This window comes from Kribbella sp. NPDC049227 (assembly GCF_043197265.1).
Lineage (GTDB): Bacteria > Actinomycetota > Actinomycetes > Propionibacteriales > Kribbellaceae > Kribbella.
Genome location: NZ_JBICST010000012.1, coordinates 230,170 through 242,642, shown reverse-complemented (window position 1 = coordinate 242,642; position 12,473 = coordinate 230,170). Strand labels below are relative to the sequence as shown.

Here is a 12,473-nt window from a genome sequence, read left to right as displayed (position 1 = left end):
ACGTCCCTTACTGCGACGTGCCCTCCGGGCGACCGGGCGAGGGCGAGCGCGAGTCGCAGTGCTCGGCGCCATAGGTGACCGTCGTCGCTACGACGCTCAGGAGGCCGGGACGTCCCGCTTCTCCTTGATCTTGGCTGCCTTGCCGCGCAGCTCACGCAGGTAGTACAGCTTGGCCCGGCGGACGTCACCGCGGGTCACGACCTCGACCTTCTCGACGATCGGGGTGTGCAGCGGGAAGGTCCGCTCGACGCCGACACCGAAGCTGACCTTGCGGACCGTGAAGGTCTCCTGCAGGCCACCACCCTGGCGCCGGATCACGACACCCTGGAACACCTGGACGCGGGACCGGTTGCCCTCGACGACCTTGACGTGCACCTTGACGGTGTCACCGGGACGGAAGGCGGGGATGTCGTCGCGCTTGCTCGCGTTGTCGAGCTCGTTCAGGATGTTGCTCATCAGGGTGTCTCTTCCTCGCGCGTGCCACAGGTCACCCACGAATCTCGGTGGTGATGAAGTCATCGAAAGGCTGCCGGTCGGTGGTCACCCCCTGTGGCAGGAGCACCGAAGGGCAGCAACGAGCAATCTTGCCACACCGGCCCAGCGGAACCGAAATCAGCGCCGCCTGCGACGCTTGGTCAGCACCACCAGTTCGACCTTCGCGGTCTGCTGCTCGCGTCGTGCCTCACGGTAACCGGCCTTCCGGTACAGCCCGAGGTTCCGCTCACTCTCCGCACCGGTGTTCAGCTCGTACGACGTGACCTCGACCGGAGCGAGCTTTTCCGCGACCCGCAACAACCGGAGACCCAGACCACGCCCCTGCCAGTCCGGCGCGACGATCAACCGCTCGATCCGGCCCACCTCACCGTCGACGCTCAGCTGCACCGACCCGACGATCCTGGTACCGGCCACGGCCTTGAGTACGCCGCCCTGCTTGAGCCGCTCGACACTCGCGGCCGGCTCCTCCGTGAGCGGCGGGATGGTCAGGTCGTCGTAGATCCGCCCCTCCGAGAGGAACGCGGCCAACTGGAGCGTGTGGATCTCCCCCGCGTCCGCCTCCGTGGCCGGCAGCAGCCGTACCTCCGACGCCGGATCGTCCTTCCCCGCGACCGCATCGCCCCACGCCGCCAGCAGATCGGGCCGGCGCTCCGCAGTACGTCGTACCGACTCGTCGTGATGCCACTCCGCGATCAGACGGTGGTTGCCGGACAGCAGCACCTCGGGTACGTCGTACCCGCGCCACACCGGCGGTTTCGTGTAGACCGGGTACTCCAGCAGACCATCGCCCGAGTGGGACTCCTCGGCCAACGACTCCGGGTTGCCGATGACGCCGGGCAGCAGACGGGCGACAGCCTCGACCATGACGAGTACGGCGACCTCCCCGCCGTTCAGCACGTAGTCGCCGATCGAGACCTCGTCGACGCGCATCCGCTCCGCCGCGTAGGACGCCACCCGCGCGTCGATGCCCTCGTAGCGGCCGCAGGCGAACGCAAGCCACGGCTCGGCGGCAAGCTCGTACGCGAGCTCCTGGGTGAACGGTCGGCCCGCCGGCGTTGGCACGATCAGACGAGGCTGCGAAGGGCCGTCCGGGGGCGCGACAGCGTCCAGCGCCTCTCCCCATGGCTCCGGCCGCATCACCATGCCCGCACCGCCGCCGTACGGGGTGTCGTCGACGGTCCGGTGCCGATCGTGGGTCCAGTCGCGCAAGTCATGGAGGCGGATGTCGAGGAGGCCGCTCTTCGCCGCCTTGCCGACCAGGGAGACGTCGAGCGCGGCCAGGTACTCCGGGAAGATCGTGAGGACGTCCAGCCTCATCAGTCGGCGCCCGGCTCGGTCGGAACCACGTCAGCGCCCTCCGGGTCCAGCAGACCCGGCCGGTCGGCCACGACGACGTACTGCCTGTCCAGATTGATCTCGGGCACGAGCGCCTCGACCAGCGGCACCAGTACGGCGTTGCCCGCCGGACGCCGGATCTCCAGCAGGTCCTGCGACGGCAGGTGGACGACGTCGATCACCTCACCGGCCTCAGCGCCTTCCGCGGTCCGGACCGCCAGGCCGACCAGTTCGCGGTCGTAGTACTCCTCCGGGTCCTCCGGCCGGGCGTCCTCGGCCACCTCGGCCTGCACGAACAGGTTGCGCAGTTGCTCGGCCGCGGTCCGGTCCGGCACCTCGGCGAACTTCACCAGCAGCCGCCCGCTGTGCCACCGGCTCGCCTCGACGGTCAGCTTGCGCGGGACCTTCGAGTCCGTCACCACGGTCGCGCCGTCGGCGAACCGCAGGTCCGGCTCGTCCGTCCGGACGTCGACGCCGACCTCGCCCTTGATCCCATGCGCCCGGCCGAGCCGTCCGACTGTCACCAACACCCGCACAAACCTCTCTCTACACACACGATGGACCCGAGGATATGGCGAAGGGCCGCACCAGTGCGGTGCGGCCCTTCGGGGAACTGCTGCGAGTCAGCGGCGCGGACGCCGGTTGAACTCGTCGACGAAGTCGATCCGGATCGACGACTCGGAGCTGAGCGCACCGACCACGGTGCGGATCGCGGTGGCGGTCCGGCCGTTGCGGCCGATCACCTTGCCGATGTCGTCGGGGTGGACGTGCACCTCGAGGGTGCGGCCACGCCGCAGGTTCCGGGCCCGGACGCTGACCTCGTCGGGGTTGTCCACGATGCCACGGACCAGGTGCTCGAGCGCCTCGGTCTCCATCATGGTCAGGCCTTGGCGTCGTCGGCCGGCGCGGCCTCAGCCGGGGCCTCGGCGGCCTCAGCCTTCGGCGCCTCAGCCTGGGGAGCGTCGGCCTTGGCGGCCTCGTCCTTCGGCGCGTCGTCCTTCTTGTCCGCCTTCTTCGCCGCCGACTTCTTGGCGGTGGTGGCCTCGGTCTTCAGCGTGCCGTGGGCCTCGGCCAGCGCCTCGTTGAAGATCTCCTGCTTGTCCCGCTTGGGCTCCTTGACCCGCAGCGGCGCCGGAGCGGCCTCACCCTTGAACTTCTGCCAGTCGCCGGAGGCCTTGAAGATCGCCTCGACGGCCTCGGTCGGCTGCGCGCCGACGCTCAGCCAGTACTGCGCCCGGTCCGACTCGACGTGGATGAACGACGGCTCGGTCTTCGGGTTGTACTTCCCGATCTCCTCGATGGCGCGACCGTCCCGCTTGGTCCGGGCGTCCATCACGACGATGCGGTAGTGCGGCGCACGCTTCTTGCCGATGCGCTTCAAACGGATCTTGACTGCCACGTTTGTGGGGTCTCCCTCGGATTACATGTCTGGGTGAGCAGCACAGCGTCGTGGGGACAACGGGTGACCACTCGAATGGGCCGGCCGGGCAGTGGAGTTAGAGGGCTGCACGAACCTGGACGGACTCAGCAGGCCATTGTGCCAGATTCCGACCCCACCAACCAATCCGGTGTCAAGCCCGGAACCGGGCCAGGTCCGGCAGCTGCTCAGCGTACGACTCCAGCAGCTTGCCGGCCGCTGTCACGGAGTCGACCAGGGGGTGCCAGGCGAAGGCGCGCAGCGCGGCGGACCGGGAGCCACTGACGGCAGCCTCGATCGTCGAGCGCTCGACCGCCTTGACCGAGCAGATGAGCCCGGCCTGGTGGTCGGTCAACTGGGACACCGTGAGCGGCAGCGCGCCGTTCGCATCGACCGTGCACGGGATCTCCACCACCGCGTCGTCGTCCAGGTGATGCAGCACCCCGCGGTTGCGCACGTTGAGGATCAGCGAGGCGCGCTCGTTGTGGGCGATCGCCCGCATCAGCGACAGCGCGACCTGCTCGTAACCGCCGGCGGCCATGTCCCGCTCGTCGCGCTCGCCGGCATCCGCGACCTCGCGACTCTCCACCATGTACGTCGACTCACGCTCGGCCCGGGTCTTCTGCCACAACTCCAGCGCCCGCTCAGGATGCCGAACCGTCTCCGCATAGAACGCGGACTGCTGCTCCAGCAGGAACTTGCCCCGCGTCTGCTGCACAGCCTGTACGGCGGCCAGCGTCTCGCGGGCGAAGTAGTAGTAATGCAGGTACTCGTTCGGAATGGCGCCCAGCGACCGCAACCAGTCCGCCCCGAACAGCCGCCCTTCCTCGAACGACGACAACGCGTCGGAGGACTCCAGCAGCGCCGGCAGCCGGTCGACTCCACCGGACCGCAAGCCCCGCAGCCAGCCCAGGTGGTTCAGCCCCGCGTAGTCGTAGAACGCGGTCGACGGGTCCACCCCGAGCGCCAGCGCGGCCCGGCGCCCCAGTCCGGACGGGGAGTCACAGATCCCGATCACCCGGTCGCCCAGGTACGGGATCATCGCTTCGGTCACCATCCCGGCCGGGTTGGTGAAGTTGATGACCCACGCCTGCGGCGCCACCGCTGCGATCCGCTGGGCGATCCCCACCGCAACCGGCACCGTGCGCAGTCCATAGGCGATCCCACCGGCCCCGACCGTCTCCTGACCGAGTACGCCGAGGTCGAGCGCGACCCGCTCGTCGACGGTCCGCCCTTCCAGCCCGCCCACGCGGATCGCGGAGAACACGAAGTCCGCACCGCGCAGCGCCTCGTCCAGGTCAGTCGTCTCGGTCACCACCGGCGCGTCCGCGACGCCCGCGGCCTGCTGCCGCAACACCGCCGCGATCGACGTCAGCCGAGTCCGATCGGTGTCGAACAGCGCCACCGACGTGATCCGGCCCGTACCCCGGTCCCCGAGCAACGCCTGATACACCAGCGGCACCCGGAATCCCCCACCGCCAAGGATTGTCAGTCTCACGCAAGCACCACCTGTACGCCCGCCTCTGTCAGTTGGGCCCGGGTCACCTCGTCGGCGCCGGGCTCGGTCACCACCATGAACAGCTCCCCCGGATCGCAGACCCGCCCGACGCCGTGGCCCGGGAATTTCGTCGCATCCGCCAGCAGTACCACCCGGTCGGCGGCCTGGATCATGGCGCGCTTCACCGGTACCTCGATCATCGTGCTGTCCATCACCCGCCCGTCCGGCCGCACTCCGCTGGTGCCGAGGAACAGCCAGTCGACATGGATCTGCCGCAGGCTCTCCTCGGTCAGGTACCCCACCAGCGAGCGGTAGCTCCGCCGGACGAACCCACCGAGCACGATCAGCTCGATGTGCTCGTCGTTCTCCAGCTCCTCCAGTACGGCGAGGTTGCTGGTGACCACCGTCAACGACCGGCCATGCAGATGCTGGGCGACGCGCAACGCCGTCGTACCGATGTCGAGCAGCAACGACTCACCGTCGTTCACCAGCTCAGCGGCCCGCCGCGCGATCCGGTCCTTCTCCGCGGCATGGACGGCGTTGACGTCCGCGAACGGCTCGTCGCCACCGTCGACCGCGAGCGCACCGCCGTACACGCGGGTCAATCGGCCTTCCGCGTGCAGTTGCTCGAGGTCGCGTCGGATCGTCGCCTCACTGACCCCGAGTCGCGTGGCCAGCACTTTGACGCCCCCGGCCCCGTCGGCCCGGAGCGCGCGGATGATCTGGTCCTGTCGCTGCTTCGGCAACACACCCAGACCGTATCACGCAAACTCCGTCATTTTCAGTCAAAGTTATGATCAGGTATTGCGCATCTTGAGCAAGCGTTTCAAGATTCATGCACGAGTTTGATCGACCCTGCAGAAGTGTGGTGGAGCGTAAGTGAGCGAGCGGAGCGAGTTCACCATCAGGCACAGCGTGACTTGTGCGTCATCCGCGCCCGGAGCGAAGCGAGGACGTGGATGAGTTCGCTGGACGTGGTCGTGTCCGGCCTGGTCTTTCAGGACCTGGTGCTCGGCCTGCCTACTCCGCCGCGGCCCGGCACCGAGGTGTGGGCCACCGACTCGCAGGAGAGCCCGGGCGGCATCGCGAACTTCGCCGTCGCACTGGCTCGGCTCGGCCTGCACACGGGCCTGGCCGCGGCCTTCGGCGCCGATCCCGACGGCGACAGCGTCTGGGACCGGCTGGCACACGAGGGCATCGATCTGACTCTCTCCCGCAAGCTCGCCGGCTGGCGGACCCCGTTGACGGTGGCCCTTGCCTATGACAACGATCGGGCACTGGTCACCCGGGGCACCCCTCCCCTGCTGTCGGCCGACGAGCTGATCACTGCGCCGCCGGCCGCTCGCGCTGTCGCCGCCCACATCGGCCCCTGGCCGAACGAGTGGCTGGCGAAGGCGAAGGCGGCCGGTTGCGTGGTGTTCGCCGATGTCGGGTGGGACCCGTCGGAGCAGTGGGATCCCGCAGTACTCGACCAGCTCGAGCACTGCGACGTGTTCCTGCCGAACGCCGACGAGGCGATGAACTACACCCGGACGAACAGTCCGGAGCAGGCGCTCGACCGGCTGGCCGAACTGGTGCCGCAGGTCGTCGTCTCGAACGGCGCCGCCGGCGCCCTGGCGATCGACGCCGGCACCGGCGAGCGGGTCGCCGTACCGGCGTATCCAGTGCAGGCGGCGGACACCACCGGGGCGGGTGACGTGTTCGCCGCCGGCTTCATCGCGGCCACGCTGTGGGACCTGCCGCTCGACCTGCGGGTGCGCTTCGCCGCGCTCACCGCGGCCCTGTCGGTGACCCGGCTCGGCGGTGCCGACGCGGCGCCCCGCTGGGAGGACCTGGCGGCCTGGCAGGCCGCGCATCCCGAAGACCACCACCTCCAAGCGCTGATCAGCGCCCACTCAGGAAGGTAAGAACCATGGAGCTCTCACGTCGGACGCTGCTCGCTGGGGGCTTCGCAGCCATGCTCGGCGGTTCCCTCGTCGGCTGCTCGTCCGGGATGGACGCCTCGTCCACGAAGAAGAACGCCACGGGCAACATCGCGTTGTGGTGCTGGCCGGGCGGCCTGGGCAAGACCGTGCTGGACGACACCATCGCGCACTTCCCGGACCAGCACATCAAGTACTCCGAGATCGGCGACGACTTCAAGCAGAAGCTGCTGACCACGTTCAACGGCGGCACCAACATCCCCGACATCACCGGGCTCAAGGGCGAGGACATCGCCTCCTGGCTGCCGCAGGCGGACCGGTTCGTCGACCTGAACACCGTCGGCGCGAAGGACATCCTCGGCGACTACCTGGAGTGGAAGGTCAAGCAGGCCACCACGCTGGACGGCAAGCTGCTCGGCATCCCGATCGACATCGGCCCGACCGCGCTGTTCTACCGCGAGGACGTCTTCACCGCCGGCGGACTGCCCGGCAAGCCGGACGAGGTGGCCGCGCAGCTGAAGACCTGGGACGACCTGCTGGCCGCGGGCCTGGAGCTGAAGGCGAAGAACCCGAAGGCGCTGATCGTGTCCGACGCGACCGACATGTACGGGATCATCGTCAGCCAGGGCACCGAGCGCTACATCGACAAGGACAACAAGTTCATCGGCGACCAGGACCACATCCGCCGCGCCTGGGACTTGGCGGTCAAGGCGATCAACACCAAGGTCGACGCGAAGACCCTCGGCGGTACGCCGGACTGGAACGCCGGACTCGACCAGGGCACGGTGCCGGCGCTGGCCGGTGCGGCGTGGGTCGCGCTGGACGTGAAGGCGGCCTGCAAGACCAGCGTGGGCAAGTGGCGGCTGGCGCCGACCCCGAGCGGCCCGGCGAACTTCGGTGGCTCGTTCCTCGGCATCACCAAGAACGCCGCCGACCCGTCCGCCGCGTTCGAGGTGATCAAGTACATGCTCAGCGCGGACAACCAGGCCAAGGCGTTCGCCGACGCCCAGATCTTCCCGGCCGCCCCGAAGGCGTACGACATGCCGCAACTGAAGGCAGCCGACCCGTTCTTCGGCGGCCAGGTCCCGATCGACGTGTTCGGTCCGGCCGCCAAGGCCATCCCGATCGCGTACGAAGCACCGCTCGACTCCGCGGTCGGAGCGCCGTACGGGACCCAGCTGAAGACCGTGCAGTCCGGCAGCAAGTCGTCGGAGCAGGCCTGGAAGGACGCGGTCGCGCAGGCGAAGCAGATCGGCAAACGTCAGGGCGTGCAGTGACCCTGACCGCCACGGCGCCCCGCAGCGACGTCGGTACGACGGGATCCGGGCGGAAACGTCCGGTCCGGTCGTACTGGCGGTTCTACCTGGCCCTGTCGCCGTTCTACATCCTGTTCGTCGTCTTCGGGCTGTACCCGGTCGCGTCCACGATCCTGCTCGCGTTCCAGAAGTGGGACGGGCTCGGGGCGCGGCAGATGGTCGGGCTGCAGAACTTCAAGTTCCTGATCGAGGACAACACGTTCTGGCTGTCGCTGTGGAACACGCTGGTGCTGTTCGTCATGTCGACCGCACCGACGCTGTGCCTGGCGCTGCTGCTGGCGGTGATGCTGCACTCGGCGGTGCGGTTCAGCAGCGTGTACCGGTTCGCGTACTTCGTCCCGAACATCACCTCGCTGGTCGCGGCGGCGATCTTCTTCGGTGCGATCTTCAGTACGAACTTCGGTCTGATCAACGCCGGCCTGCGGTCGCTGGGACTGCCCACCGAGGACTGGCTCGGGCAGCCGTGGGGCATCAAGATCGCGATCTCGACGATGATCGTGTGGCAGTGGACCGGGTACAACACGATCATCTACCTGGCCGGATTGCAGGCGATCCCGACCGAGCAGTACGAGGCGGCCAAGGTGGACGGCGCCGGACCGGTCCGGACGTTCTTCTCGATCACCCTGCCGCAGCTGCGGCCGGTGGTGTTGTTCACGGTGATCATGTCGACGATCGGCGGTCTGCAGACGTTCACCGAACCGCAGGTGATGGTCGGGACCAGCGGTGGCGCGGGCCAGAGCGGTCTGACCGCGGTCATGTACTTCTACACCCAGGCGTTCGTCGCCAACGACTACGGCTACGCGGCAGCCGTTGCCTTGAGCATCTTCATGCTCGTGCTGCTGGTGACGGCGATCAACTGGCGGCTGTTCCGGGGCAGGAGTGATTCATGATCAGGCGACGCGGACGGATCCTGCTGCACGTCGGCCTCGGGGTGACGGCACTGATCTCGCTGTTCCCGTTCTACTGGTCGTTGGTGATGGCAACCAACACCACGGCCGACATCTACCGGTTCCCGCCGAAGTTCACCTTCGGCTCGCAGCTCGACGACAACATCCACCATGTGCTGACGAACATCGCGTTCTTCCAGTCGATGGGCAACTCGGCGATCGTGGCGGTCTCGGCCACGGTGCTGGTGCTGTTCTTCGACTCGCTGGCCGCGTTCACGTTCGCGAAGTTCCGGTTCCCGGGACGGAACGTGTTGTTCGTGATCCTGCTGGCGACGATGCTGCTGCCCGCCCAGCTGGCGACCATCCCGCAGTTCCAGACGATGGTCGCGCTCGGCTGGGTCGGCTCGCTGAAGGCACTGATCATCCCGGGTGCGGCGAACGCGTTCGGCATCTTCTGGATGCGGCAGTACTTCCAGCGCTCCATTCACGACGAACTGGTCGAGGCGGCGACGCTGGACGGCTGCGGGTTCATGGGGACGTACTGGCACGTGGCGCTCCCGTCGGCCCGGCCGGCGCTGGCGTTCCTGGGCATCTTCACGTTCGTCGCGTCCTGGAACGACTACCTCTGGCCGCTGATCGTGCTCACCAACCCCGACCACCTCACGCTCCAGGTGGCGTTGTCCCAGCTGAACCGGTCCCACGGTGTCGACTACAGCATGGTGATGACCGGTGCCCTGCTGGCGATGATTCCGCTGATCATCGTGTTCGCCCTCTTCGCCCGCCAGTTCATCAAGGGCGCGACTGAAGGCGCACTTCGCGGCTGAGCACACCGACCACGACCAACACGTTGCCGAGGACGGCGGTGATGAAGGCCGGCGGCGAGCTGCCCTGGGTCAGGGCGGGGATGACGGAGATGCAACTCATCACTGCGAACGTCGTCACCGCCGCAGCCAGCCAGATCCGGCTTCGCTTGTCGGTCGCCGCCACAGCGAGCCACCCGAGGCCCGCTGTAAAGACGGGCTCGATCAGAGCCAGCTTCGTGACCGTGAACCAGGAATAGCCGTCGGGGTGGTGGATCAGGGCGCTGACCAGGATCAAGACGCCGCCGGCAACGACCAGCGCCGCGGCCGCGACCGGGACGGGCCAGTACCGCCAACTGGTCGGCCGAAGCACGATCAGCAGTACGGCGACCATCGCGGCCGTGACGACCGTCGAGAGGGCCCACGGTGTGGTCTCGTCCGCCGAGATGCCTCCGCCGAGGATGACCACGCCGTCCTCGAGCACCGACAGCGCACACCCGGCGACGACACCGAGCGCCAGCGGTCCGGACCACCTAGCAACCAGGCTCGCCACCACCGCACAGACCGACGACAGGATCACAGCGTCGCCCCAGCTGCGGTACACCCACCACCCGGTATCGCTGTGGCTCCACAAGTACTGCGAATGCAGAGGACCGGGCCAGTTCAGATAGACGAGCGCCACCGAACCAAGCGCCAGCACGGCAACCGCCCACCACGGAGGCGCGGTTCCAAGCCCGCGCTCCGCCGAAGTCAGAGGCTGCGACGCAGGTTTGGCTGTCGACTCAGAGGGCTTGGACGCTGCAGCCGTCTGAGGCTCCGGCTGGGACGCAGTAGCCAGCTCGGCAACAGGTGCCGGCTTCGACTCGGCAACCGCCTCGAGCTCCGGCTCGGACACTCGGCCCGGCTCGGTAGCAGGCGCCGCTTTGAGCGCCGCAACCGGCTCAGGATCCGGCTGGGACACAGATGTCTTGGACGTGGCAGCTGTGTCGGACTGCGGGGCGGACGTGGGTGCCGGGTCGGACAGGAGTGCTGGCTCGGACACGGGGAGCGGCTGGACGCGCTCCTCGGATGCGGGTGCTGGTTCGGTGGGAGGGGGTGGCTCGGGGTTGGTTTTGGGGAGGGTTAGGTGGACGGGGACTGTGCATTCGCCGGTTGGGCCGGCGACGATGAGCGAGGACTCGTTGTTGCCTGGGTCTGCGGGGTCGGCGCTCACTCGGACAGTCACACCGTCCTGCTCGACCCGGACCCACGCGGCGCCGGGCGACGCCACGGCAGTTCGGGCGATCGGCGGGCCCTCGACCTGCAGCTCAACGCTCGGCACATCTTCGCCGAGTACGACCTCGCCAGGCGTCACCCGCGGGACCGCTGAGGCGATCGCCTCGCCGGCGGCCTCGGACACCTTGCGGCTGTCGTCGGCGACCATCCGGTGCAGTGCCTGCCAGGCGGCGTACGCCTGCCCGAGGTCGTCGCCGTCCAACCGTTCGCGCAGGTAGTCGACCACGCCGAACCTTGCCGCCGGCAACGGACTCTCCATCGCCTCGAGCAGAGCCGGCGCAAGCGGCGTGGGCGTGATCCGGCGGACCCGGCTGCGCGCGATCAGCAGCTCGCCCTGCGATCCGAACGTCCACATCTGCGGGTTCTGATTCGGAGTGACCCGATGGACCCGATCGGTGACGAACCCGACCAGTTCCGTGAGCCCGACCCACCCGTCGCCGTCCCGATCCGCCTCGCCGGTCGTCAAACCGTCGACCACGGCGCTGGTGAACACCGACGGCGCCGGCGTGGCGGCGTCGGTCGCCAACTGCCCGCCCTCGAAGGCGTATTCCATCGCGCTGGAGGCCGTCACCACCACGCGTCCACGACCACCGCCGACCTCTTCCTGACCGACGAAGGCGTCGCGTACCTGCGCCTCACCGGACGCACGCACGACCATGCCCCGCGGGAACGCGCCGCCGTAACAACAATCGAGGAACAGCGCGATCCGCTGCGCGCGACTGTCCGCCATCTGCCGGTTGACGAAGTCCGCGGCCAGCGCGGTCGACGCGAGCCGGGTCGGCTTGGTGTCGGCGACGGCCAGGAACAGCTCACCCGCGGAGTTCTTCAGACCGTGGCAGGAGAAATGCAGTAACAGCAGGTCCTCCGGCGCGCGATCGGCGAAGAAGTCCTCGACCGCGAACCGGATCTCCTGGGCGGACTCGTTGTGCAGGACCTGCACCGCGAACCCACCGACCGACGGATCCGCCAGCACCTCCGCCAGTGCGGCCGCGTCCTGGGCAGGCGCGACAAGCCTGCGCAGACCGGGATCGTCGTACTGGTCGTTGGCGATGACGAGCGCGACCCTCCTGCCGTCCATCTCACCCGTCCGCCATGGAGTGCCTTCGGACGAACGCATCCACCAGTTGCTGCTGGGCCTGGTCGCTGGCGCCGGTCAGCTCGATCACGTCTCCGTCGATCGTGAGCTTCACCGTCCGCTCGTTGCCGGACCGGCGCAGCCAGCCGCGGACCACCGCCACGATCGCACCGACCGCCTGCACCCCTGGCGCCACCGAGACGCTCAGCATGCCGGCGATCGCGGCGAGAGCACTCCGCGATCCCTCCGGTGCTTCGCCTTCGTGGTACGGCTCGACCGACCGTACGTCGAGCGTCAGCAACTCCTGCCGGAGCAGCAACGCCAGTTCCTCGAGCCGTGCGTCGTCCGACCCCTCTTCGACGACCCCCAGCCGTACCTCCGCGCCCATGACCCCTCCCCGCCCCCAGGCCGCGCGTCGATGCCTCCACCATGCGCCTGCGGGCGTCCGTGCCA

At 68.5% G+C, this 12,473-nt stretch carries 13 protein-coding genes; 4 read left to right on the top strand and 9 right to left on the bottom strand.

Going from position 1 to position 12,473, the window contains the following annotated elements; genetic code table 11:
* Positions 1-96: 96 nt before the first annotated feature.
* From rplS to ACGFH6_RS43635, 7 genes are all read right to left on the bottom strand, one after another.
* Positions 97-456: a 50S ribosomal protein L19 gene (gene rplS, locus ACGFH6_RS43665; RefSeq protein ID WP_131355015.1), complete on the bottom strand. Its 360-nt coding sequence runs from the start codon at positions 454-456 to the stop codon at positions 97-99.
* A 156-nt stretch (positions 457-612) separates the two neighbouring features.
* Positions 613-1,812, bottom strand: a complete 1,200-nt coding sequence (trmD, locus tag ACGFH6_RS43660; protein WP_393397060.1) for a tRNA (guanosine(37)-N1)-methyltransferase TrmD — start codon at positions 1,810-1,812, stop codon at positions 613-615.
* On the bottom strand, positions 1,812-2,360 hold the full coding sequence (rimM, locus tag ACGFH6_RS43655; protein ID WP_393397058.1) for a ribosome maturation factor RimM: 549 nt from the start codon (positions 2,358-2,360) through the stop codon (positions 1,812-1,814). Before rimM ends, trmD begins: the two co-directional genes overlap by 1 nt.
* A 93-nt stretch (positions 2,361-2,453) precedes the next feature.
* On the bottom strand, positions 2,454-2,705 hold the full coding sequence (locus ACGFH6_RS43650; protein ID WP_131356518.1) for an RNA-binding protein: 252 nt from the start codon (positions 2,703-2,705) through the stop codon (positions 2,454-2,456).
* A 5-nt stretch (positions 2,706-2,710) separates the two neighbouring features.
* Positions 2,711-3,229, bottom strand: coding sequence for a 30S ribosomal protein S16 (gene rpsP / locus ACGFH6_RS43645; RefSeq protein WP_393397056.1), 519 nt, complete (start codon positions 3,227-3,229; stop codon positions 2,711-2,713).
* Positions 3,230-3,401: 172 nt separating this feature from the next.
* Positions 3,402-4,745, bottom strand: a complete 1,344-nt coding sequence (locus tag ACGFH6_RS43640; protein ID WP_393397055.1) for a 6-phospho-beta-glucosidase — start codon at positions 4,743-4,745, stop codon at positions 3,402-3,404.
* On the bottom strand, positions 4,742-5,494 hold the full coding sequence (locus ACGFH6_RS43635) for a DeoR/GlpR family DNA-binding transcription regulator (protein ID WP_393397053.1): 753 nt from the start codon (positions 5,492-5,494) through the stop codon (positions 4,742-4,744). The genes ACGFH6_RS43640 and ACGFH6_RS43635 overlap by 4 nt, the downstream gene beginning before the upstream one ends.
* A 210-nt stretch (positions 5,495-5,704) precedes the next feature.
* Here ACGFH6_RS43635 and ACGFH6_RS43630 point away from each other — a divergent pair, with 210 nt between their 5' ends.
* Genes ACGFH6_RS43630 through ACGFH6_RS43615 form a run of 4 tightly spaced genes read left to right on the top strand, consistent with a single transcriptional unit; the run spans position 5,705 to position 9,694 of the window.
* The gene (locus ACGFH6_RS43630) at positions 5,705-6,652 is read left to right on the top strand and encodes a carbohydrate kinase family protein (RefSeq protein ID WP_393397051.1); all 948 of its coding nucleotides are present in this window, start codon (positions 5,705-5,707) and stop codon (positions 6,650-6,652) included.
* Between the two features lie 5 nt (positions 6,653-6,657).
* Positions 6,658-7,944, top strand: a complete 1,287-nt coding sequence (locus ACGFH6_RS43625; protein ID WP_393397049.1) for an extracellular solute-binding protein — start codon at positions 6,658-6,660, stop codon at positions 7,942-7,944.
* Entirely contained in the window at positions 7,941-8,873 is a 933-nt protein-coding gene (locus ACGFH6_RS43620; protein ID WP_360452242.1) for a sugar ABC transporter permease, read from the top strand. The genes ACGFH6_RS43625 and ACGFH6_RS43620 overlap by 4 nt, the downstream gene beginning before the upstream one ends.
* Positions 8,873-9,694 carry a carbohydrate ABC transporter permease gene (locus tag ACGFH6_RS43615; RefSeq protein WP_393397220.1) on the top strand — a complete coding sequence of 274 codons (822 nt, stop codon included), beginning with the start codon at positions 8,873-8,875 and terminating at the stop codon, positions 9,692-9,694. The genes ACGFH6_RS43620 and ACGFH6_RS43615 overlap by 1 nt, the downstream gene beginning before the upstream one ends.
* On the opposite strand, the gene ACGFH6_RS43610 is transcribed toward ACGFH6_RS43615, so the two are convergent.
* Both ACGFH6_RS43610 and ACGFH6_RS43605 read right to left on the bottom strand, forming a co-directional pair.
* Positions 9,660-12,023: a caspase family protein gene (locus ACGFH6_RS43610; protein ID WP_393397046.1), complete on the bottom strand. Its 2,364-nt coding sequence runs from the start codon at positions 12,021-12,023 to the stop codon at positions 9,660-9,662. The genes ACGFH6_RS43615 and ACGFH6_RS43610 overlap by 35 nt on opposite strands.
* 1 nt (position 12,024) lies before the next feature.
* The gene (locus ACGFH6_RS43605; protein ID WP_393397044.1) at positions 12,025-12,408 is read right to left on the bottom strand and encodes a hypothetical protein; all 384 of its coding nucleotides are present in this window, start codon (positions 12,406-12,408) and stop codon (positions 12,025-12,027) included.
* Positions 12,409-12,473 lie beyond the last annotated feature (65 nt).

Excerpts from the sequence above, each read along its gene's own strand:
- rplS (WP_131355015.1), bottom strand. The coding sequence starts at position 456 with ATGAGCAACATCCTGAACGAGCTCGACAACGCGAGCAAGCGCGACGAC.
- trmD (WP_393397060.1), bottom strand. The coding sequence starts at position 1,812 with ATGAGGCTGGACGTCCTCACGATCTTCCCGGAGTACCTGGCCGCGCTC.
- ACGFH6_RS43650 (WP_131356518.1), bottom strand. The coding sequence starts at position 2,705 with ATGGAGACCGAGGCGCTCGAGCACCTGGTCCGTGGCATCGTGGACAAC.
- ACGFH6_RS43630 (WP_393397051.1), top strand. The coding sequence starts at position 5,705 with ATGAGTTCGCTGGACGTGGTCGTGTCCGGCCTGGTCTTTCAGGACCTG.
- ACGFH6_RS43625 (WP_393397049.1), top strand. The coding sequence starts at position 6,658 with ATGGAGCTCTCACGTCGGACGCTGCTCGCTGGGGGCTTCGCAGCCATG.
- ACGFH6_RS43610 (WP_393397046.1), bottom strand. The coding sequence starts at position 12,023 with ATGGACGGCAGGAGGGTCGCGCTCGTCATCGCCAACGACCAGTACGAC.
- ACGFH6_RS43605 (WP_393397044.1), bottom strand. The coding sequence starts at position 12,408 with ATGGGCGCGGAGGTACGGCTGGGGGTCGTCGAAGAGGGGTCGGACGAC.